The 20,878-nt window shown below is 73.2% G+C and carries 17 protein-coding genes; 10 read left to right on the top strand and 7 right to left on the bottom strand.

Going from position 1 to position 20,878, the window contains the following annotated elements:
• The first annotated feature begins 141 nt into the window (after positions 1-141).
• Entirely contained in the window at positions 142-1,041 is a 900-nt protein-coding gene (locus AC156L_RS26440; protein WP_330875170.1) for an SAM-dependent methyltransferase, read from the top strand.
• A gap of 108 nt (positions 1,042-1,149) precedes the next feature.
• Entirely contained in the window at positions 1,150-1,764 is a 615-nt protein-coding gene (locus AC156L_RS26445; protein ID WP_330875171.1) for a hypothetical protein, read from the top strand.
• Between the two features lie 10 nt (positions 1,765-1,774).
• Here AC156L_RS26445 and AC156L_RS26450 read toward each other — a convergent pair whose 3' ends face one another.
• Positions 1,775-2,971 (bottom strand): oxygenase MpaB family protein, encoded by a 1,197-nt coding sequence (locus AC156L_RS26450; protein ID WP_330875172.1) that lies wholly within the window; start codon positions 2,969-2,971, stop codon positions 1,775-1,777.
• A gap of 180 nt (positions 2,972-3,151) precedes the next feature.
• Between AC156L_RS26450 and AC156L_RS26455 the strand changes: the two genes are divergently transcribed.
• From AC156L_RS26455 to AC156L_RS26470, 4 genes are read left to right on the top strand one after another with little or no spacing between them, the layout of a single operon-like run.
• Entirely contained in the window at positions 3,152-4,777 is a 1,626-nt protein-coding gene (locus AC156L_RS26455) for a succinic semialdehyde dehydrogenase (RefSeq protein ID WP_330875173.1), read from the top strand.
• Positions 4,774-5,256 (top strand): DUF4334 domain-containing protein, encoded by a 483-nt coding sequence (locus tag AC156L_RS26460; protein WP_330875174.1) that lies wholly within the window; start codon positions 4,774-4,776, stop codon positions 5,254-5,256. Before AC156L_RS26455 ends, AC156L_RS26460 begins: the two co-directional genes overlap by 4 nt.
• Positions 5,253-6,305: an alcohol dehydrogenase catalytic domain-containing protein gene (locus AC156L_RS26465; protein WP_330875175.1), complete on the top strand. Its 1,053-nt coding sequence runs from the start codon at positions 5,253-5,255 to the stop codon at positions 6,303-6,305. The genes AC156L_RS26460 and AC156L_RS26465 overlap by 4 nt, the downstream gene beginning before the upstream one ends.
• Before the next feature lie 34 nt (positions 6,306-6,339).
• Complete coding sequence (locus tag AC156L_RS26470; protein ID WP_330875176.1) at positions 6,340-7,503, top strand: acyl-CoA dehydrogenase family protein; 1,164 nt, start codon at positions 6,340-6,342, stop codon at positions 7,501-7,503.
• 16 nt (positions 7,504-7,519) lie between these two features.
• Here AC156L_RS26470 and AC156L_RS26475 read toward each other — a convergent pair whose 3' ends face one another.
• Positions 7,520-9,094: a long-chain-fatty-acid--CoA ligase gene (locus tag AC156L_RS26475; protein WP_330875177.1), complete on the bottom strand. Its 1,575-nt coding sequence runs from the start codon at positions 9,092-9,094 to the stop codon at positions 7,520-7,522.
• Positions 9,095-9,300: 206 nt separating this feature from the next.
• On the opposite strand from AC156L_RS26475, the gene AC156L_RS26480 reads away from it, so the two are divergent.
• Positions 9,301-10,464, top strand: coding sequence for a TetR/AcrR family transcriptional regulator (locus AC156L_RS26480; protein WP_484407344.1), 1,164 nt, complete (start codon positions 9,301-9,303; stop codon positions 10,462-10,464).
• 229 nt (positions 10,465-10,693) lie between these two features.
• Here AC156L_RS26480 and AC156L_RS26485 read toward each other — a convergent pair whose 3' ends face one another.
• Complete coding sequence (locus AC156L_RS26485; RefSeq protein ID WP_330879092.1) at positions 10,694-11,593, bottom strand: ornithine cyclodeaminase family protein; 900 nt, start codon at positions 11,591-11,593, stop codon at positions 10,694-10,696.
• A gap of 647 nt (positions 11,594-12,240) precedes the next feature.
• On the opposite strand from AC156L_RS26485, the gene AC156L_RS26490 reads away from it, so the two are divergent.
• Positions 12,241-13,197: an iron-containing redox enzyme family protein gene (locus AC156L_RS26490; RefSeq protein ID WP_484407345.1), complete on the top strand. Its 957-nt coding sequence runs from the start codon at positions 12,241-12,243 to the stop codon at positions 13,195-13,197.
• A 68-nt stretch (positions 13,198-13,265) separates the two neighbouring features.
• Positions 13,266-14,465 carry an MFS transporter gene (locus AC156L_RS26495; protein ID WP_330879090.1) on the top strand — a complete coding sequence of 400 codons (1,200 nt, stop codon included), beginning with the start codon at positions 13,266-13,268 and terminating at the stop codon, positions 14,463-14,465.
• A 21-nt stretch (positions 14,466-14,486) separates the two neighbouring features.
• Here AC156L_RS26495 and AC156L_RS26500 read toward each other — a convergent pair whose 3' ends face one another.
• Positions 14,487-15,416: a ferredoxin family protein gene (locus tag AC156L_RS26500; RefSeq protein WP_414720037.1), complete on the bottom strand. Its 930-nt coding sequence runs from the start codon at positions 15,414-15,416 to the stop codon at positions 14,487-14,489.
• A 391-nt stretch (positions 15,417-15,807) separates the two neighbouring features.
• On the opposite strand from AC156L_RS26500, the gene AC156L_RS26505 reads away from it, so the two are divergent.
• Positions 15,808-16,131 (top strand): hypothetical protein, encoded by a 324-nt coding sequence (locus AC156L_RS26505; RefSeq protein ID WP_330879088.1) that lies wholly within the window; start codon positions 15,808-15,810, stop codon positions 16,129-16,131.
• A gap of 114 nt (positions 16,132-16,245) precedes the next feature.
• On the opposite strand, the gene AC156L_RS26510 is transcribed toward AC156L_RS26505, so the two are convergent.
• From AC156L_RS26510 to AC156L_RS26520, 3 genes are all read right to left on the bottom strand, one after another.
• The gene (locus tag AC156L_RS26510; protein WP_484407346.1) at positions 16,246-16,386 is read right to left on the bottom strand and encodes a hypothetical protein; all 141 of its coding nucleotides are present in this window, start codon (positions 16,384-16,386) and stop codon (positions 16,246-16,248) included.
• 762 nt (positions 16,387-17,148) lie between these two features.
• Entirely contained in the window at positions 17,149-18,105 is a 957-nt protein-coding gene (locus AC156L_RS26515; RefSeq protein ID WP_330879086.1) for a threonine ammonia-lyase, read from the bottom strand.
• A 78-nt stretch (positions 18,106-18,183) separates the two neighbouring features.
• Positions 18,184-20,868, bottom strand: a complete 2,685-nt coding sequence (locus AC156L_RS26520; RefSeq protein ID WP_330879085.1) for an ATP-binding protein — start codon at positions 20,866-20,868, stop codon at positions 18,184-18,186.
• Between the last annotated feature and the right edge of the window lie 10 nt (positions 20,869-20,878).

Raw genomic sequence — 20,878 nt, forward strand, 5'->3', positions numbered from 1 at the left:
CGGCGCTCGGCGGGGCAACGGGTGGAACCGGGATGCTGCGCTGTTGAACACCCACCGGCCGCCCAGCTTAGTGGCGCGGTCGTGTGGGGGCCTGCCGGGTGCCGCACACTCGGACGCAGCGACCACGCGGAGGGAAGACCTGTGAGCACGGACGGCATCGCCGACTCCTACAACGACAACAGCGTGCTCTTCCGGGTGCTGGAGCAGGCCGGGTGGGGTGACCTGGTCAACGTCGGCCACCTGACCTGGCCGACGCTGCCGCTCGCGCTGGGCGGCCTGGGGTGGTTCCAGCGCAGGCTGGTCCGCCGCTCGCTAGCGCTGCTCGACGCGCGGCCGGGTGAGGTCGTGCTGGACGCGTGCTGCGGGCGCGGGTACACCACGGCGCGGCTGGCGCGGCAGGGCTGCCGGGCGCTCGGCGTGGACGTCCAGCCCGAGCAGGTCGCCGAGGCCAGGACGCGGTTCGGGCACGTGCCCGGCGCCCGGTTCGCCGTCGTGGACGTCACCGCGCCCCCGGCCGTCGCGGGTGGGGTCGAGCTGTCCGACGGGGCGGTCGACCGCGTCCACTGCCTGGAAGCCGCGTTCCACTTCGGGGCGGCCGGTCGGCGCGCGTTCCTGGCCGAGACCCACCGGCTGCTGCGTCCGGGGGGCAGGCTCGTGCTGGTCGACTTCACGTGGCGGGACCCCGATCCCACGACGATCACCGCGCTCGACCCGGACGGGCTCGTCCGCGGCACGTGGCACTTCGAGGAGTTCGAACCGCTCGACCGCTACCTCACCACCGCGGCCGACGTCGGGTTCGCCGTGCGCGCGGCGCACGACTGGACGCCGCACGCGCTGGCCCACTACGGCCGTGCGGTGCCGGTGCTGCGGCGGGTGCTGTCCACGCGGGCCGGGCGCCGGGCGGTGGTCCGGTTCCGCCCCGCGTTGGCCGGTCTGTCCACTGCGGACTGGGCGCACCTGGTCAGGGTCCTGGACGCGCACGTGGCCGCGCTGGTCGAGCCGTGCCGCTACACGGCGCTCGTGCTCGACAAACCCGTGTGACGAATCAGCTCCGCCCGAACGACCGGCCGCCGGGCAGCGCGTCACACCAACCGGTGATCACTGGCCGGCACCGCCACGTCCGGCACCGCCGCGACCTACGCTCCCGCCATGGCCACCCCCACGCCACCGCTGCTCGCCCGCGTCGTGACGGAAGTGTTCGCGCCGTGGGTCCTGGTGTTCAGCCTGCCGGGTCTGGTGGCGTGGCACGCGACCCGCAGCGTGGTGCCGTCCGTGGTGTGGGGTCTGGTGATCGGCGTCACCGGCTCCCTGCTGCCGATGGTCGTGGTGGTGCTGGGGGCGCGGCGCGGCCGGTGGCACGGCCACCACGTGACCGACCGGGAAGGCCGCCTGGTCCCCCTGCTGACGTGCGTGCTGTCGCTGTGCGCGTGCGTCGCCGCGCTCGTGCTCGGCGACGCGCCGGACCGGGTCGTGGCGCTGGTGCAGTCGATGCTGCTCAGCGCCGTGGTCGGTGTCGCGGTCACGTTCGCCGCACCGGTGCCGGGCGGGTGGGGGTGGAAGGTGTCGGTGCACGCCGCTGTCTCCTCGGGAGCGGTGGCCGTGGCGGTGGTGGTGTTCGGGGCGTGGGCACTGGTGTTCGCGCCCGCCGTCGTGCTGGTCGGCTGGTCGCGGGTGGCGTTGGGGCACCACACGGTCGCGCAGGTCGTCGGCGGCGTGGTGCTGGGGTCGGTGGTGGGTGGGCTGTCGTTCTGGGGGCTGACGTGACCGCGGCGGGTCAGGGGCGGTTGCCCGTGGGGATGGTGATGAGGGTGGTCGTCGGCGAGGAGACCTTGTTGAGGAACAGCATCGCCAGCGCGCGGATGAACTGGTCGAACACGTAGAACCCGACGGGCACGACGGGGATCAGCCCCTCGCGGAACGCGATGTAGGCGGGCCACCCGGTGCGGACCAGCGCCGCCGCCGCGAGGTCGCGGCGCAGGCCGAGCCAGTCGCCGATCGCGTCGCTGAGCACGTAGCGCACGAACTCGTTGATGAACCCGCGGGTGACGCCGAGGTCGATCTGCGCGGTGAGCCCGAGCAGGTCCTCGGCCAGCTCCCGGCCCTCGAAGGAGGGGGCCAGGATCGGGGTGAGCACCTGCGCGGCCTGCGCGTCGGCGGCGGCCCACGTCTGGGGGATGAACTCGTCCCGCACGCCGAGCAGGTGGATGGCGACCTGCCACATGTGCAGGAAGGCGTCCTCCTCCGCGGCCGTCATCGGGACGCGCCACTCGACCAGCTTGCGGTGCACGAAGGTACCGAGGCTGTGGAAGGTGACCAGGATGTCGCCGTTGCTGATCGGGATGCCGTTCTGCTCGTCGGCGACCGCCGACCAGTGCGGCGACCGGGGGAGCAGGTGCCGCACGGCGGCGTGCACCAGGCGCGTCTTGTTGGCCGTGACCACGAACTGGCCGCTCGGTTCGAACGCGTTCAGGTCGCTCAGGTCGTAGCCGAAGGTGAAGGTCTTGGCCGCGCGGTCCTGCATGTCGGCTCCGCCCGCGGACCAGTACACCGACTTGGCCTCGCGCGGGATCACCGTGCTCATGATGCCGCTGCCGAGGCCGTACAGCATGAACAGGTAGGTGTCCTTGCGCCGGTTGAAGTCGGCGGCGAGGCGCAGCTTGGCGCGGTCGGCCCAGGAGGGCAGGGTGTTCGCCCGCTGGAGGTGGGTGGCGAGGTCGGTCGGCAGGCCGCTGGGCAGCGGGTCGTTGTTGTCGACCCACGGGCGCATCGCGGTGTTGACCGCCGGGACCCGGCCGGTGTCGAGGAGCGTCGCCATGATCCGGTCGATCTCGTCGTCCCACACCCACCACGGGTCGGCACCGGCCGCTGAGGCCCCCGCCGGGGAGGCCAGGGCCGGGGCAACGCCCGCCACCCCGACCAGACCCAGCGCGACGCCGAGTGAAAGTACGTTCCTACGGCTGAGATCGCTCATTTACATACCTAACTTCCCTGGTAGGTATATGCAGTTGAGGCAAGGGTTTTTGCCGTACTGGAGCTGTTGAGACTCTTGATCCGAGACGAGATTTCTCGTTAACATATCGAAGCTGGCTGCCCGTCGGCAAGGGCATCTGCCAGGTAACCCGAACCGGTCCGCTACTCCAGAGGAGCCCGCATGGCCAGGGAACAGGTCCGGATCGCGGCGCCCGAGCGCGCCACGGCGGCGGCTTCTCGACCGGGGTGGGTGACCGACGAGGTGGTCGCCCGCTGGTGCGCGTGGGTGCGCCGGGACGTGACGCGGCACGGGGGGCCCGCACCGGAACCGGTGACCGCCGTCGCGCCCTACGACCTGTCGCCGACCGCGTCCGTCCCCGCCTGCGCACCGGCCGACGTGGAGTTCGCGGTCGCGGCGGCCGGGAAGGCGCAGCGGGAGTGGGCCGCGACGTCGGCCGCGCGCCGCCGCGAGGTCGTGCTCGCCTTCCACGACCTGCTGCTGCGGCGGCAGGAGCAGGTGCTCGACCTGGTCCAGTGGGAGACGGGCAAGGCCCGCTACCACGCCTGGCAGGAGGTGGCCCAGGTCGCGGCCATCGCCCGGCACTACGCGCGCCGCGCCCGGCACTACCTGGCACCCCGCCGCGTGCGCGGGATGGTGCCCGGCCTGACGAAGGTCAGGGAGGTGCGGGTGCCCAAGGGTGTCGTCGGCGTCATCTCGCCGTGGAACTACCCGCTCTACCTCGGGGTCGGTGACGTGCTGCCCGCGCTGCTCGCGGGCAACGCCGTCGTCTCGAAGGCGGATTCCCAGACCGCGCTGACCGTGCTGTGGACCAGGGCGCTGATGGCCGAGGCTGGCCTGCCGGACGACCTGTGGCAGGTCGTGACCGGGTCGGGGTCCGTGGTGGGGACGGCACTGGTCGACGCGGTCGACTTCGTGTGCTTCACCGGCTCGACCGCCACCGGTCGCGCGGTGGCGGAGCGCGCGGCGCGGCGGCTCGTCGGCGCGTCCCTCGAACTGGGCGGCAAGAACCCGCTGATCGTGCGGGAGGACGCCGACGTCGCCGCCGCGGCGGCGGGCACGGCGGTCGCGGCCTTCACCAACAGCGGGCAGATGTGCGTCCACGTCGAACGCGTCTACGTCCACGAGGCGGTCCACGACGCGTTCCGCGACGAACTGGTGCGGATCACCGGGGCGCTGCGGCTCGGGCGGTCCTACGACTACTCCTCGGACATCGGGTCGCTGGTCTCGCCCGCGCGGCTGGCCGCCGTCGAGGCGCACGTCCAGGACGCCGTGGCCAAGGGGGCGAGGGTGCTCGTGGGCGGCCGTGCGCGGCCGGACGTCGGCCCGCTGTTCTACGAGCCGACGGTGCTCGACGGCGTCACGCCCGACATGGCCGTCTTCGCGGAGGAGACGTTCGGCCCGGTGGTCTCGCTGTACCCCTACGCCGCGGGCGGCGACCCCGTCGCGCTGGCGAACCTCGGGACCTACGGCCTGTCGGCGTCGATCTGGTCGCGCGACAGCCGCGAGGCGCACCGGCTGGCCGAGCGGATCCGCTCCGGGGCGGTCAACATCAACGACGGCGCCGCCGCCGCGGCGGGCAGCGTCGAGGCGGGCATGGGCGGCATGGGCGACAGCGGGCTCGGCAGGCGCCACGGGGCCGAGGGGATCCGCAAGTACACCGACAGCCGGACGATCGCCGCGCAGCGGCTCAGGCCGCTGGGTCCACCGCCGACGTCGTCCGCCGCCGGTTTCGTGCACCGCACCAACCGGCAGCTCGTCCTGCTGCGCCGCCTGGGGCTGCGGTGAACGGCGCCGGGGAGTCGGTGCGGCAGCGGTGGTCGGACCTGCGCACCGCGCCGGGCCCGGTCGACCCGCGCCTGCTCGACGCCCTGTGGGCGGACCTCGACGTCGTCGACGCGTCGTCGGTCCTCGGTTCCTGGCGGGGTTTCGCCTTCCCGACCGGCCACCACGTCGAGCGGATGCTGACCAGCAGCCGGTGGTACGGCAAGCGCTTCACCGCGCTGGACGACGCCCAACCGCTGATCTGCCAGGCCCTGGACGGCAGCCTCTACTCCGACACCGCCGCGGGCGGTGGCGAGGCCAGCCTGTGGAACGTCGAGTTCCGCGGTGAGGTCACCGCCACGATGGTCTACGACGGCATGGCCGTCCTCGACCACTTCAAGCGGGTGGACGACAACACCCTGATGGGCGTGATGAACGGCAAGCCGAGCCTCGTGCTCGGCGGCGGTGGCGAGCACTTCTACTTCGGCCTGGAACGCGAGTGAGGACCTCGGTCCTGCTCTCGCGCGGCTCCGCGCCCAGCGAGGTCGTCGAGGCCGAACTGGACGGTCCGCGCCCGAACGAGGTGGTCGTCCGGATCGAGGCGGTTGGGGTGTGCCACACCGACCTCAGCACCCGGCGGGCGCTCGGGAACCGGCCCGCGGTGCTGGGCCACGAGGGGTGCGGGGTCGTCGAGCGGCGGGGCGCGGACGTCGCCTCCCCGGCGGTGGGGAGCCGGGTGGTGATCTCCTTCGCGTCCTGCGGCGGGTGCGGGTCGTGCCGAGCGGGCCTGCCCGCGCACTGCGCGTCGGCGACGGCGCTCAACGGCTCGGGGCGGCGGCCCGACGGGTCGCCGACGATCCTGGTCGACGGTGAGCCGGTGTTCGGGGCGTTCTTCGGGCAGTCGTCGTTCGCCGCGGCGGCGGTGGCCGACGCCCGGTCCTGCGTCCCGGTCGGCGACGTGCCGCCGGAGGTCGCCGCGCCGCTGGGGTGCGGGTTCCTGACCGGTGCAGGCGCGGTCCTCAACGTCCTGCGCCCCGTGCCCGGCGACCGGCTGCTGGTGGTCGGCTGCGGGGGAGTGGGCGCCGCCGCGGTGCTGACCGCCCTGTCCGACGGCGTCGAGGTCGTCGTGGTGGAGCCCGTCGCGGCCCGCCGCGACCTCGCCGCGCGGTTCGGGGCCACGGCCGTCGCGTCCCTGGACGACCCGGTGCCGGAGGTGACCCACGCGCTCGACACCACGGGCCGCCCCGAGGCCGTCCCCCGAGCGCTGGGTCTGCTGCGACCGCGCGGTGTGCTGGCCCTGGTCGGGCTCGGGCCCTCGCGGGCGACCCTCGACGTGCGGTCGCTGGTGCTGCGCGGGCTCCAGGTGCGCGGGTGCGTCGAGGGCGACGCCGAGCCGTCGATCCTCGTGCCCGAACTCCTCCGGCGGTACCGGCGGGGCCGCCTCCCCCTCGACCACCTGGTGACGACGTACCCGTTGGCCGACTTCGACCGGGCGGTCGCCGACCAGCGGGCGGGCGCGGCGCTGAAGCCGGTGCTCCTGCCGCCCCGGTGAACCCCGAGCACGAGAGTTCTGGATTGGAGTCCGGATGACCAGTGTCTTCCCCACCGAGCGGTCGCTCTACGACGACGACCACGAACTGCTGCGCGACACGGTCCGCGCCTTCGTCGACAAGCACGCCGCTCCCCACGCCGAGCGGTGGCGGGCGGAGGGCAAGGTCGACCGCGAGCTGTTCGAGGAGGCCGCCAGGGCGGGCATCCTCGGCTTCACCATCCCCGAGGAGCACGGCGGCGGTGGCATCACCGACTACCGCTTCAACGCGGTGATCGGTGAGGAGTTCTCGCGCAACCCGGTGTCGGACGGGCTCGCGGGAGTGGCGCTGTCCAACGACATCGTGGTGCCCTACTTCACCGATCTGACCGACGACGAGCAGAAGGCCCGCTGGCTGCCGGGCATCGCCGCGGGCAAGCTCATCGTCGCGGTGGCGATGACGGAACCGGGCACCGGGAGCGACCTGGCCGGGATCGCCACCACCGCCGTCCGCGACGGGGACGACTACGTCGTCAACGGCAGCAAGGTCTTCATCTCCAACGGGCAGAACGCCGACCTCGTGGTCACCGCCGTCCGAACCGGACCCGACCGGCACCGCGGGATCAGCCTGCTGGTCGTCGAGGCCGACCGCGAGGGCTTCTCGCGCGGGCGCAACCTGGAGAAGATCGGCCTGCACGCCCAGGACACCAGCGAGCTGTTCTTCCAGGACGTGCGGGTGCCCGCCGCCAACCTGCTCGGCGAGGAGGGGTCGGGTTTCCTCGGCCTGATGCGCAACCTGCCGCAGGAGCGGATCTCGATCGCCGCCAACGCCGTGGCGTCCGCCGAGGGCGTGCTGGAGCGCACCCTGGCCTACGTCAAGCAGCGCACGGCGTTCGGCAAGCCGATCGGGTCCTTCCAGAACACCCGCTTCGAACTGGCCGAGATGGTCACGGCCGTGCGGGTGAGCCGGTCCTACGTGGACGACCTGCTCGCCAGGCACGTCCGCGGCGAACTCGGCGCGGCCGACGCCGCGGCGGCGAAGTTCTGGACCACCGAGCAGTACGTCGACGTCGTCGGGCGGTGCCTGCAACTGCACGGCGGGTACGGGTACATGACCGAGTACCGCATCGCGCACGACTACCTCGACTCGCGCATCAGCACCATCTACGGCGGCACCACGGAGATCATGAAGGAGATCGTCGGCCGGGACCTGGGCCTGTAGGTCCCGGCCGGCGGCCTCAGACGCGTTCCCGCACCCGCTCCTCGTCCAGGGTGCGGAGCGCGCCCTTCACGACCTTCCCGCCCGCGTTGCGGGGGAGCGCGGCGACCACCGCCAGGTCCTTGGGCATCTTGAAGGAGGCGAGCCTGCCGTCGAGGAACCCGATCAGGTCGTCCAGGCCGAGGTCGGCCCCCGGCACGACGGAGACGAACGCGACCGGGACCTGGCCCCAGCGCTCGTCCGCCCTGCCGACCACGGCGACCTCCGCCACCGACGGGTGCTCGACGATGGCGTGCTCCAGTTCGGCGCAGTAGATGTTCTCCCCGCCGCTGATGATCATGTCCTTCTTGCGGTCGACCACCCAGACGAAGCCCTCGTCGTCCTGCCGCACCAGGTCGCCGGAGTGGAACCAGCCGCCGGCGAACGCCTCCGCGGTCTCCTTCGGCTTCCGCCAGTACCCCTTCGTCACGGTGGGCCCCCGGTAGACGATCTCGCCCACCTCGCCGGGGGCGACGTCCCGCATGGAGTCGTCCACGACGCGGTACTGGACGGTCGGGATCGCCCTGCCCACGGAGCCGAGCTTGCGCACCGAGTCCTCCCCGCTGAGCACGCAGGTGATCGGCGAGGTCTCGGTCTGGCCGAACACGGCCACGTTCACGGCGCCGGGGAACTTCTCGGCCATGGCGAGCAGCGTCGCCCGGCTCGCGGGCGCGGCGCCCCAGCTGATGATCCGCAGCTTCAGGTCGCGCTCGGCGACGTCCGGCTGCGCGCAGAGCAGGTCCCACTGCTGGGGGACGTTGAACACGACGGTGGCGCCCTCGCGCTCGTAGGCGTCGAGCACCGCCCTCGGGTCGAAGGCGCCCAGCGGGTGGATCACGACGGTGCTGCCGAGGAGGAAGTTAGCCACGATCGAGCCCAGGCCCGCGATGTGGAAGAACGGCGCGGTCAGGAAGGCCACGTCGGAGTCGTCGACCATCGTCATCGCCCGGATGCAGGTGAGCGCCTGCAACTGGAGGTTGCGGTGGGACAGCATCACCCCCTTGGGCTCCCCGGTGGTGCCCGAGGTGTACATGATCAGCGCCGTCGACTCCTCGCTGACGTCGGGCAGCTCCATCGGCTCGGCGCCCGCCAGGAACTCCTCGTAGGCGAGGCGGCCGTCGGTCGCGCCCGACCCGCCGACGACGACCACCGTGCCGATCGACGCGGCGAACGGGGCGGCGTCGAGCAGCGGCAGCAGGCGCTCGTCGACGACGACGGCCGACGGCTCGCAGTCGACCAGGACGTGGTCCAGCTCCAGCGGCGCGAGCCGGAAGCTGAGCGGGACGGCCATGGCGCCCAGGCTGTTCGCCGCGAACACGCTCTCCACGAACCACGGGTGGTTCAGGGTCAGCAGCGCCACCCGGTCGCCCTCGCCGACACCCCGGTCCGCCAGGGCGGCGGCCAGCCTCAGCGACCGCCGCGACAGCTGGGACCAGGTCGTGGTCCGCCCGAGGTGGCGCAGCGCGGGTTTGTCCGGTCGCATCACCGCGTGGGTGGCCGCGTGCGCCATCCAGTGGTGGCGGAAGGACCAGGCGGGAACCTCGGGGATCGACATGGCCACTCCTTGAGCGCCGGATCGGTGGGGTCGCGGCGTCAGTATGCCGTTCGAGTGGCTGGTTGAGAAGGATTATGTTAATCGAGAGTCACGCGGCGGCCGGGTGGTCGCGAGCAGGTGCCGGGATGGCTCCGGAGCGGTGGTCCGGTTCGTGGTTGACTGGCCCGCATGGCTCCGTGCCCTCCTCCGTCCGCCGAGGTGCCGTCGTGACCGCCGGGTCGACCGCGGACGTCCGCCCGCGCAACCGCAGGCAGCTCATCGTCGACGCGGCCGGACGGGTGTTCAGCGAACACGGCTACCACGCCGCGTCCATGGAGGAGATCGCCGCCGTCGTGGGCATCACCGCGGCGGCCCTGTACCGGCACTTCCCGAACAAGTACGCGCTGTTCGCCGAGTGCGCGAACGTCATGGCGGACCGGCTCGTCGCCGCGCTCGACGAGGTGCCGCCCGCGGCGGCGCTGACCGACGTGCTCGCCGTCATCACCGGCGTCACCGTCGCCCACCGCGCCTCGGGCGGCGTGTACCGCTGGGAGGCCCGGTACCTCAACCGCGAGGACCGCCACGTCCTCAGGGGCAAGTTCGCGATCGTCGTGGAGCGGGTGGCCGACGCGGTGCGGCGCGAGCACCCGCTGCCCGACGAGCACCTGCGCGCGGTGGCGGCCCTCGGCGTGATCGGGTCCATCACGATGCACCACACCTCGATCGCGCTGCGCCGGGTCGAGGACCTGCTGCTGACCTCGGCCCTGCGCGTGGTCGCGACCGACCCGACGGCGACCTCCGGCGGCGCGCGCCTCGTCGACCTGCCGGCCCCGCCCGTGCCGCGCACCCGGCGTTCGGAGATCCTCGCCGCCGCCATCCCGCTGTTCGAGCGCGACGGGTTCGCCACCGTCACCAACGGCCGGATCGCCGAGGCCGTGGGCATGGTCCCGTCCGCCCTCTACCGCTACTTCCCCGGCAAGGCGGACATCCTCGCGGCGGCCTGCCTGCACGCGGCGGCCCTCCTGGCCCAGGCGGTGGAGGAGAACCTGCGCGGCGTGGTGGACCCGCACGACGCCCTGGCCGCGCTGACGGCGACCTTCGTGGCCTACAGCTTCGAGCACACCGCGCTGAACAGCGTCGCCAACTCCGAGCTGGGCGGCCTGCCCGCCGCGCTGCGACGGCCGGTGGTCATCGCGCAGCGCGAGCACATCGCCGTGTGGGAGCGGCACCTGCGGCTGGCCCGTCCGGAACTCGACTCGCGCCAGGCCCGCGTGCTGGTGCACGCCGGGTTCGGCGTGGTGGTCGAGGCCGGACGCCGCCTGCGGTGGCGGGACAGCCCCGCCCACCGCGACGCCGTCGCCGCCCTGCTGCTCGGCGCGCTCGGCCTCTGACCCTCCGGCACCGCGGCTCTCTCGGTTTCTCGCCGCGCGGGTACCGCGGTGGCGTCGGTCCTGCTTCGCGGCGCGCCTGGGCTCGGTCTGTGACCCTCCGGCACCGCGGCGCTCTCGGCTTCTCGCCGCGCGGGCACCGCGGTGGCGCCGGCTTCTCCGCAGCGCGCCAGGACTCGGCCTCTGACTCCCCGGCACCGCGGAGCCGCCGCGTTCGTGGTGGCCGGTGCGGTCACTCGTGGAAGTCCACCAACCGTTCCCCGAGCCCCCGTTCCAGCGCCATCCGGTAGACGTGCCACGTCAGGGCCAGGTCGAGCCAGGGCAACCCGACGGGCGAGAACACGGTGAGGTCGGACTCGCCGCCGCGCCCCTCCCGGTCGCCCCTCAGCACTTCCCCCAGCGTCGCCGCGGTCACGTCCTCCTCGGCCCGCGCGTCGGACAGGGCCCCGTGCCTGAACGACAGGCCGCGGTCTTCGACGACCAGCACGCAGTCCGCGAGCACGTCGTCGCCGAGTTCCCGCTTGCCAGCCTCGTCGGCGCCCAGGCTGGTGACGTGCTGCCCCGCTCGCAGGTCCGACCGGCGCAGCACCGGCTCCCGCGACCACGTCGCGACGACCAGGATGTCGGCGAGCGCCGCCGCCGTCGCGGCGTCGTCCACGACGATGACCTCCTCGACGCCCGCACCGTGCTCCTCGGCGAACGCCTCCGCGGCGGCGCGGTTCACGTCCATGACGACGAGGCGTCGGATCGGTCTGCACGCGGCGAGCCCGGTGAGGGTGCTCCTCGCCTGCGCGCCCGCGCCGATGACGGCCACGCCGTCGGCACCGGGCCGGGCCAGCACGTCGGTCGCGAGCGCCGCCGCCAGCCCCGTGCGCGCCGAGGTGATGGAGACCGAGTCGGCCAGGGCCAGCAGCGCGCCGTCGTCGAGCGAGTGCAGGCAGACCACGCCGCGGATCGCGGGCGAGGCACCGGGGAACTTGGCGTTGACCTTGACGGTGTAGGCGGGGACGCCGGGCAGGAGGCCCGGCAGCAGCGCCATCGCCGTCCCCTCCGCGGGCAGGTCGGCCCGGCACCGCAGCGCCGTCGAGGCGGGGTGCTCGGCGCGGAAACAACCGCGCAGCAGGTCCAGCACCGGAACAGGCGATACCAGTTGGCCGATATCGCTGCGTCGAAGAGCGAGAACCAACTGCTGCTCCGATCGAGTGGTTCGGGCAAACAGGGCTGTGGCAATCGAGTGATTCCGACTTAAAGCGCCTGCCGAGTACCACCCGACCCTACCTCGCCCTGTCCGATCCAACCCCCCCGATTTTCGGTCGAGTGACTGCTTGACAACCCACTGTAGTGCTACTAGAAAGGTCTATGTCCGATGGAAATCGGCACGACTTGGGGGAGCCGGGGGATTTCTTCAGCCACGTATCGTGGCAGTTCTTCGCGTGACCTCCTCAGACTTTGCGACCGATATAGCCGCGGTATTCGACAGCGGCCTCTCAGTCGTGCCCTGTGAACCTTTCAGGGCATTGTTTTCCGCTACTTCGGGGGAGGTGAACAATTATGACCATCACCATCAAGCGAGTCGAGAAGCCCGAGGTCAGCAAGGTGCGTGGCGCCGTTCTCTGCGGCTGACGCACCATCCGCTCGACCGTGGTGTCCTGGCGTGGACCCCGTCCACGCCAGGACACCTGGCCACCCCACTTCAGCTTCGGCGCGGAGAACAGCAGAATGAACCTGAACAAACAGGATTTGGATTACAAACCGCAACTGCGGCACTGTACGTTCTTCGTGCCGAGCGGCGGCGGGACCACCCTCATGATCGTCGGCGACCAGCACTTCGAGATCGAGCAGCAGGGCTCGGACTTCAAGTCGTTCCTCAACCTCAAGCGCTACCTCGACGGCAGGCACACCATCGCGGAGATCTCGACCATCACCGGCGTGAGCACCGAGGACACGGTGCAGATCGTGAACGGCTTCGCGGAGCAGGGCCTGCTGCGCGACGAGTCCGCCGGGCTGGACCGGATCCCGACGCAGGCGTTCCTCGCCCAGGTGGACCGGTCGACGGCGATGTGGGCCGAGCAGATCGGCTACCACCGGCTGTGGTCGGGCCTGGAGAACCAGGACTACCGCAAGGAGGTCTTCCTGGGGCTCGTGCTGGAGACCTACCACTACATCAACTCCGCCAGCAGGCACATCTCCACCGCCATCGCGCACTGCGACGACCCGGCGTGGAAGCACCTGCTCTCCGAGTACCTCAGCGAGGAGTACAACCACGCCTGGATGGCCAGGGACTCGCTGGTCAGGATGGGTTTGACCAAGGAGGAGGTCGAGAACGCCCACCCGCTGATCGGCACGTGGTCGCTGACCAACAACCTCTGCGAGATCGCCCGCCGGGACACCCTGGGCTACCTGGCCTGCACCAAGCTGTTCGAGGCGCGCGGAACGGAGTCCCTGGACGGCGCCGCCGCGCTCCAGCGGCTCGCGATCGAGTACGGGTACCCCGACGACTGCCTCCAGCCGCTGGTCTCGCACGTCGAGGAGGACGTCAAGGCCAACCACACCGGTCTGCTGGAGGAGGCGCTGGAGGGCCGCGCCGCGATCCCCGCGGAGAGCGCGCACCGCGCGGTGAACAACCTGCACGACCTGAAGCACTCGTTCGACCAGTACAGCGACAACATCATCCTGTACTACTCGGACATCTCGAACTACATCCCGCGGTTGAAGGTCGACTACTTCAGCCTGTGACACCACGCATCGAGGCGGTCGGCCCCGGAGACCACGGGGCCGGCCGCCGTTCCACAGTCGGGACGGGGATGGGCACTCGCTTCTGGCGCGCGTTCGGCGCCTACTCCACGAACGCGGTCGGCGACGAGTTCTACGCCCTCGCGCTGCCGCTCGTGCTGCTGCAACTCGGCTACTCCGCCGCCACCACCACGTTCCTGCGCTCCGTGCTGATCGCCACGACGGTGGTCGCGGGTTTCCTGGTGGGCCACGTCGTCGACCGCCACGCGCCCGAGCTGCTGCTGACCCGCTCGTACCTCGGGTCCGCGCTGGCGCTGTGCGCCGCCCTCGTCGCGATCACCGCGGGCGTCGACGGCTACGCCGCGAGCCTGGTCGCCGCCACCGCGCTCGGGCTGCTGGCCGCCGTCTCGGCGGCGGCGATGGACGCGGGCATCCCCCGGCTGGTGCCCGCTCCCGACCGCATCCCGCGCGGGTACTCGCTGGTCGAGTCCGCCCGCACCTCCGCGACCATCGTCGGGCCGATGCTCGCCGGTCTCGTCGCGACCCTGCGCAGCGTCGTGGTCGTCATCGCCGCCAACGCGGTGTCGTTCGCCCTGGCCGCCGCCCTCTCCCGCACCCGCCGCACGACGGCGCCGCCCGCCGAGCGGCGCCAGTCCGCCCGGCAGCAGATCGCCGAGGGGCTCCGCGCGGTCGTGCGCCACCGCAGGCTGCGCCTGGGCATCGGGCTGAGCCTGCTGGTCAACATCACCCTGGGCGCCGAGCAACCGCTGTTCCTGGCCCGGCTGGTGCAGGACTTCGGGCTGTCGGTCGCCCTGACCTCGGGGATCGTCGTGATCGCCGGGGTGGTCGCCATCGTCGTCTCGCTCGGCCTCTCGCACTGGACGACCGACCTGCCCGCCCGCGGCACGATGATCACCTCGGTCTTCGTGATCGCGCTGAGCGCCGTCGGGATCGGCCTGGTGGACGTCCTCTGGGTGTCCGCGCTGCTGTACTGCCTGCTGTCGGCGGCCACGATCTGCTACAGCGTCTACTGGCGCACCTACCGGCAGGACATCGTCGACCCCGGCCTGCTGGGCAGGGTCTCGGCCACGTCGCGGAGCATCGCGTACTCGGGTGTCGTCGTCGGGACCGTCGTGGTCGGCACCCTCCAGCAACTGGGCGTGACCACCAAGACCCTCCTCACCGCGGGAGGGCTGCTGTGCACGGTCGGCGCGGTCGTCGGCGCGCTCGCGCTGGGCCGGGTCAGGGCCACCGCGGACCTCCCGAGCTGACCGGGAGGTCCGGCACGCGGGTCAGGCCGACCGCGCCGGGCTGACGACCTCCAGCGAACCCACGGAGATGACCGTCGGCACCTCGGGCAGCAGGCCGCAGGCGTGCGGCCGAGCGGGAGGGGCGGGGCGCTGGTGCACCGACACCCGCCACTCGACGACCCCTCGGTGGCGCAGCAGGACGTCCCACCCGCCCTCGCCCCGGCGGACCTGGTCGACGACCGCCACGGCGTCCTCGGCGCGATCACCCAGGTGGTCCCGCAAGGCCAGTTCGGCGGCCTGCCCCGGCTTCGTCCACGCCGACCGCCCCCGGCAGTTGTCGGTGACCACCCTCCCGAGCCGCGCTTCCGCCAGGACGTGGGCGCAGGCGGCCACGTCCATCCGCCCGTAGGAGTAGCCGGTCGGCAGGACGAGCGCGGTCGGGGCGAACCGGTGCCCGCCCAGGTGGCTCGACTCCCAGACGCCGCCGGGGTGCAGCGCGGACAGGGCCGCCGCCAGCGGTCGGCCCGTCACCGCGCAGCACACGTCGCGCCGACCGTTGGTGCACACCAGCAGCAGCGGATCGGTCGTCAGCTCGCCCACGGCGGGTTCCGCCGCCGACAGGTCCCAGTCCAGCAGCTCACGCGGGTCGGACACGGTGGCGTGGCGCAGCCAGCTCGCACCGGGCAGCGTCGAGGCGAGGTAGACGTTCCGGCCGCCGGAGGACGGCCGGTGCCTGCCCGGCCGCCTCAGCAGCACCACCCGGACCGCCGCCCCCTCGGCGCGCCGCCGGAGTTCCTCGGCGACACCGGTGTCGAGCGCGCTGTTCCGCAGGGCGTCCACGCCCCACGGCCCCGGTTGTTCCACGCACAGCCACCTGGTCGCGTGCGCACTCGTTCCCGCCATCGGTTCGGTCATTCGTCGTGCGGCTTCCGCACATCTCACAGCAGCCCCCCGGACAGTTTCCGCTGCTATGGGCTATTCATTCGCTCGTCCACCGCGACAGCCATTCGCCTCGACGTGCGCGCTGAGCGATCCGCGCGAATCCGTGAATTCGGTCATCGAGGACGACGCGGAGCGAATTCGAAGCCCCCCAGTTACCTGATCCATGGTGCTGGAAATGGCCAGGGGCGTCACGTGACTGTGATGTGCATCACTTAGGTAACCCTGGGCTATCTCTTTCGTCTGATCGAGTGCGATCGCGGTGATCTCCGGACACGCCGTGACGCTGTGGAGAACGATGCCGGGGAATTCGCGGCGGGTTGGATTGAGTACGGGTGAATCACGCTCGAAAGTTCCCCTGATCGGATCAGTCGGTTGTGCTCGGTGTTTTCCTCGTCCGTGAATCGGGCCGCTGTGAGGGGGAGTGGGCTTCGACGACGTCCGGGGAACAGGCGGGACCCTGCTCACCCGCACCACCACCGGTCCCCGGCTCGACGGTCCGGACGCGGACTGCCGCACGGCGGTCGGCGGGCGCGTCGTGCCGGTCGTCGAGACCGAGGACGTCGGGGGAACGTACGGGGAGTTCGTCGCCGACGACGAACTCGCGGCGATCCTCTACCGGCCCGACCCCCGCGTGTTCGGCGCGGCCGCCGAGGAGTCCGCGGTCCCGGCGCTCCAGGGCGGGCTGCGCGACCGCCTCGCCGCGGTCGCCGACGTCCGCGCCGAGCGGGCGCTGGTCGCGCCGTGACGGCGGGCGGGTCCAGGTGCTCGGGTGCTCGGGTGCTCGGGTGCTCCACCACGTGCGGCGCCGGTGGGCCCCGCGCGCGGTTCCTCGGGAACGTGGGTCCGCCCGCCCGCCCGGCTAGGCCCGGCGGAGGTGCGTGGGGGCGTGCTGGACGACCCGCGCGGCGAGGGCCGGGCGGTTGGACACGCGGATCTTGGTGCAGATCCGGCTGAGGTGCTGGCAGGACACCGTCCCCCGCGACAGCCCGGCCCTCGGCATGGTGCGCTACCGGCCGAACTGCGTGTTCGCCGACGGCGCCGAGCACGCCCGGTTGCGCGGCGCGATCACCACCTGCCTGGAGCGGGTCGACCACGCGGCGCTCCGGGCGAACACGGTGCGCACCGCCGACGAGCTGATCGACGGGTTCGCCGGGGCGGGCCGCGTGGACCTGCTCCTACCAGCCCGTGGTGATCAGCATGGCGGCGGCCAACACCGATCCGTCGCTGAACCCCGAACCGGTCGCACCTCGCGTTCAGCGCGGGCCCGCACGCCTGTCCCGCCCCGGAGATGGCGCGGCTGCCGGGTGCCGCGGCGGTGGAGCGGGTGCTGGACCGGCTGCCCGGACTGGGCCTGGACGGCGGCTCGGGGCCCGTCCGGTGGCGGGAGGGCCCGTTCAACCGGGGGCTGCGGGCGCTGCCCGCCCGCTTCACCCCGACGGCCGCACCGCCGACGGCGGCACCGCCGCCTGCGGCTCCGCCCCCGGTCGTGGGGACGGCGCCCGCACGGGAACCGGTCCGGTCGCGCAACCGGGTCGTCCGGTGGTGGAACGGGAGCGGTGGCCGTCCGTGCTCCGGTCGGTCGTCCTGCCCGACCGGAGCCCACGGCGGTGCCGTGATCAGCTCGACGAACCGCCGTCCGAGCCGCTGGACCCTTCCCCGTCGGTGCCGTGCATCGCCTTCACCTCCCGCCGTCGTGGTGATCGAAGTCCTCCACGACCCTGTTCCCCCGGTGGTCGCGGTCAAACCGGGGCGGTGCGCACCGTCAGGCGGTCGACCACCGGACCACGTCGGCGACGGTGGCGTTGCCGCCGCACACCACGAGCCCGAGCCGGGCGTCCGGACCGACCCGGTCGAGCACCGCGCGCGCCGCGGGCACGAGGCAGCCCGCGGCGGGTTCGGCCCACACCTTCTGCGTCTCGGCCAGCGTGATCGTGCCGCGCACGGCGTCGGCGTCGGACACCACCAGCACGTCCTCGACCAGCGCGACGGCGTGGTCGTAGGTCAGCTGCGACACGTGGGGCGCCGAGAGCGTCGAGACGATCGAGGTCGGCGTGATCTCCACGGGTCCGCCCGCGTCGAGGGCGCGGCGCATCGCGTCGGCGCCCTCGACCTCGACGCCCCACACCCGCACGCCGGGCACGAGCGCGTGGAACGCGGTCGCGACGCCCGAGACGAGCCCGCCGCCGCCGATGCTCACCAGCACGTCGGTGAGGTGCGGCGCGTCGGTGGCGAACTCCAGGCCGACGGTGCCCTGCGCGGCGACCACCACCAGGTCGTCGTAGGGGTGCACGAGGGTCGCTCCCGCCGCCACCAGGTCGTTCAGCAGCGCGAACGCCGACGGCAGGTCGTCGGTGAGCCGCACGTCCGCACCGCTGGCGCGGGCGAGGTCCACCGAGCGGGCGGGAGCCGAGGAGGGCATCACGACGGTGGCGGCCACGCCCAGCTCGCGCGCGGCGTCGGCCAGCGCGATCCCGTGGTTGCCGCCGCTGACCCCGACCACGCCCGCGGCCCGTGCCGGTTCGGACAGGGAGAGGACCTTCGCGAACGCGCCGCGCGCCTTGAACGACCCGGTGCGCTGCACCAGTTCGAGCTTCACCGTCGTCGGGACGCCCAGCAGCGCGGAGAGCCCCGGCGAGGCGAGCGTCGGCGTGCGCAGCACCCGTCCGTCGAGCACCCGCGCCGCGGCCCGCACGTCGTCGATGGTCACCAGTTCAGCCATGCCACCACAGTAGAGCCGCGCGGACCGCGCACCGCCGTTGCCGGGCCCGCACGGGTGTCGCGCCGTCCCGGCGGGTGGTCAGCGGTCCCGGCCGAGCAGGTCCGGGTGGTCCTTGAGCCGGCGCCGCGACGTCACGCCGAGCTTGCGGAAGATCTCGCGCAGGTGCGCGTCGACCGTGCGCTTGCTGATGAACAGCTCGGCGGCCACCTCGTTGGAGGTGGCGCCGGAGGCCACCAGCCGGGCGACGGCCAGCTGCTGCATCGTCAGGTCCTCGTAGGCGGGCGCCGATCGGTGCCCGACCCGCTGCCCGGCGGCGCGCAGCTCGTCGGCGGCGCGGCGGGCGAACGCCTCGGCCCCCGCCGCCGACAGCAGGTCGTGGGCGGCGCGCAGCTGCTCCACGGCGTCGGCGCGGCGGTCCTCCCGCCGCAGCCACTCTCCGTACAGCAGGTGCGCCCGGCCCAGGTACGGGCGGAGGGAACCCTCCGCGAGGCACTCGACGGCTTCGCGGTAGTCGTCCTCGACGCCGGTCACGAGACCCCGCGAGTACGCCGCGACCCCCCGGCCGAGCGTGGTCCCCGCGGCGCGCGTGCGTTCGGTCAACGACTCCAGCGCCCGCGCGGCCACGGCGGGTTCGTGGCACTTCACGGCGGCCTCGACGAGTTCGGGCAGTGCCGCCCCGGTGAGGAAGAGGTCGCCGTGCTCCGTCGCCGCGCGGGCCGCGGTCAGCGCGGCGGGGTGGTCGGCCAACCCGTTGTGCAGCAGGGCCGCGGTCCAGTGCAGGTTGGTCACCTGTCCCGCCCCGGCCGTGGTGGCGGCCCGGAACAGGGCGAGCGCCTCCTCGCGGCGGCCCCGCAGGGCGGCCAGGTGCAGCCGGTGGTAGAGCAGCGGGGGTTCGCCCGCCGCGTCGGCGACGGCCTCCTCCTCGGCGGTCGCGGCCAGCGCCGCCGCGAGGTCACCGGTGAGGGTGGCGGCGGTCGCCCGCTGGGCGTAGGCGAGTCTCAGCAGCAACGGCGAACCCGACTCGCGCCCGGCCTTCACCAGCCACTCGGCGATGGCGGAGCAGGTGTCGACGTCCCACAGCTCGACGCTGATCATCGAGGCGAGCGCGGGGCGCCTGCTCCACAGCGGACCGCCCTCGGCGTGCAGCGCGTCGCGCAGCACCGGCAGCGCGTCGTGGTGACCGCGCTCCACCAGCGTGATCAGCGCGTCGAGGAGGTCGGGGGAACTCGGCGCGGGCGCCGCGGCCCGTGCCGCTTCGAGGACCTCGTCGACGACGCCGCCCGCGCGACCGACGACCAGGCTCATCTCCAGCGCGTCGAGGAAGCAGTCCCGTGCCCGGTCGGGGTCCACCGCCGCCAGCCGCCGGGCCGCGCTCACCGTCAGCGCCGGGCCGCCGCCGTCACCGGGGCGGGTGAAGGCGATCCGGCCCCGCAGCAGGTCGACGCGGGCGCGCCGGACCTCGTCCAGCCCGGCGGTGTCGAGGGTCGCGAGGAGGTCCGCCGCGCGTTCGGCGGCGCCCGCCTCGATCCCGGCCTCCGCCGCGGCCAGCGTCCGCTCGACCCGGCGGTGCGGGTCCAGCGACAGCGCGACCGAGCGTTCGAGGAACGCGGCCGCCGCCGCGACACCGCCGCGCGACCGGGCCCGTGACGCGCAGCGCTCCAGGTCGACCGCGACGTCCTCGTCCGGGCCCGCACCGGCCTGTGCTCGGTGCCACGCCCGCCGGTCCGGGGCCGTGAGGGGGTCGGTGGCGTCGGCCAGCGCCCCGTGGGCCGCACGGCGCACGGCGTCCGCCGCGGCGCGGTAGACCGCCGAGCGCGCCAGCGGGTGGCAGAAGCGGACGCGCGTCGCGAACTCGACCAGCCCGGTGGCCATCGCGTCGGCGCTCGCCACCCGCACGTCGACGCCCAGCGCGGCGGCGGCCGTCCACAGCAGACCGGGGTCGCCGAGCGGGTCGGCGCCCGCGACGGTCAGCAGCAGCCGCGCGTCGGCGGGCACACCGGCCAGCCGCGCCCGGAAGCCGTCCTCGATCCGGGACGGCACCGACGACGCCGCGGGCGGCTGGAAACCGCCCGCCCTCGGCAGTTCGAGCAGGGCGAGCGGATTGCCGTTCGCCTCGGCGACGAGCCGGTCGCGCACCCGGTCGTCGAGCGGGAACGGGTTCCGGGCGGCCAGCAGCGCCTTGGCGTCCGCGTCGCCCAACCCGGTGACGACCACCGACGGCAGCTCGGACAGGCCGTCCACTTCGGACGGTGAGCGGAGGGCGAGCACCACGGCGACGGGGTCGGCCGCGACGCGGCGGGCGAGGAACGCCATCGCCTGCGACGACGCCGCGTCCAGCCACTGGGCGTCGTCGACCGCGCACAGCACCGGCCGTTCCCCGCTCACCGCCGTGAGGAGGTCCAGGACCGCCAGGCCGACCTGGAAGGGTTCGGGCGTCCCGCCCGCCAGGCCGAACGCGATCCGCAACGCCTCCCGCCGCCGGTCCGGCAGGTCGGTGAGGCGGTCGAGGACCGGCGCGCACAGCTGGTGCAGGGCGGAGTACGGCAGTTCCTGCTCGAACTCGGCACCGGAGGCGCGCAGCACCCGGAAGTCGGGGGCCGCCCGCACCGCGTGGGCCAGCAGCGCGCTCTTGCCGATGCCCGCCTCGCCGTCGAGGACGAGCGAACCACCCCGGCCTGCCCGCGCGGCGTCGACGACCTCGGCGACCCGGCGCTCCTCGCGGTGCCTGCCGACCAGCGGCAGGTCGGTGTCGCGCCCGAACATCAGCGGGCGG

The sequence above is a fragment of the Umezawaea sp. genome, assembly GCF_057122925.1.